Below are 1,040 nucleotides of genomic sequence, written 5' to 3'. Positions count from 1 at the left end.
CTGCGAGAAATAGACGCGCCACACCGAAAACACCGCCCGGTCCAGATTTCAGGAAATTACCGGACCAAGGAATGCACTATTGCGGCGCGATCACGACCGTCCCGCCCTCACGCGTCACACGCACCGGCAGCGTTTCCTCGACACCCACGGCGAACGCCTCGACATCGCCGGTATTGAACACACCGTTCAGCCGCAGGCGTCCGGTCACACCCTTGAGGATCACGGGACGCGCAGAATAGCGGTTGACCCGACTGACCGCGAGGGCCAGCGGCTCGTCGTCGAACACCAGCTGGCCTGCTTCCCACGACAGCGAGCGACCGAGATCGGCGGGAGCCACTCGTGCCGCAGGACCAGTCATGTCGGCAACCAGTTCGCGACCGGGTGCCAACGCCTGCTCTTCGCCTGGCAAGCGCTGATCAATCCGCACCGGAACCGGTTCGCCACCTCCGGTCGGCACATCAAGTATCACAACGCGGCCTTCGTAGAGAATGACGCGGAGTTTGCCATTGACCAGCTCGACGCTGAACGACGTGCCGGTCGCCACCACCAGCTTGTTTCCCACCCGCACGCTGAACGGCTTCAGCGGATCCCTGGCGACGTCGAACTTGGCGCGCCCGGCGAGCAGATGCAGCTCGCGCCGGTCGCCGCCCATCCGCACGTCCACCTGCGTTGCGGCATCGAGCGAGGCGCGCGAGCCATCGTTGAGCATCACCACTCGCCGCTCGCCAACGCCGGTCTGATAGAGATCCGGCCACGCCTGCCACCACAGCGTCGCACTCAGCACCGCAAGCAACGATGCCGCGATCGCAACCATCGTGCGCACGCTGATTTTCCGGCGCGCCCAGAGGCGCTGATTCTGCCGGCGATAGGTGGTGAGCGCCTTGTCTCGAACATCGATGAACTCGGGCGACGTCGCGGCGTCGCCGAATTGTCGCCACGCTGCCACCGATCGCTCGAACGCCGCGAGATTACCCGGTTCCTCGGCGGCCCAGTTCTCGAACGCCGCTTGCTCGTCAGCCGTCAGCGGCCCTTCGGCGACG

The 1,040-nt window shown here is 65.5% G+C and carries 1 protein-coding gene; it reads right to left on the bottom strand.

Going from position 1 to position 1,040, the window contains the following annotated elements:
- Positions 1 to 76 precede the first annotated feature (76 nt).
- Positions 77 to 1,040, bottom strand: a 964-nt coding sequence (locus U1769_RS25510; protein WP_332720948.1) for a FecR family protein, incomplete at its 5' end; no start/stop codon positions are given.

The organism is Parasphingomonas zepuensis (assembly GCF_036663735.1).
GTDB lineage: Bacteria > Pseudomonadota > Alphaproteobacteria > Sphingomonadales > Sphingomonadaceae > Sphingomonas.
This window is presented reverse-complemented; position numbering and strand designations above follow the sequence as displayed.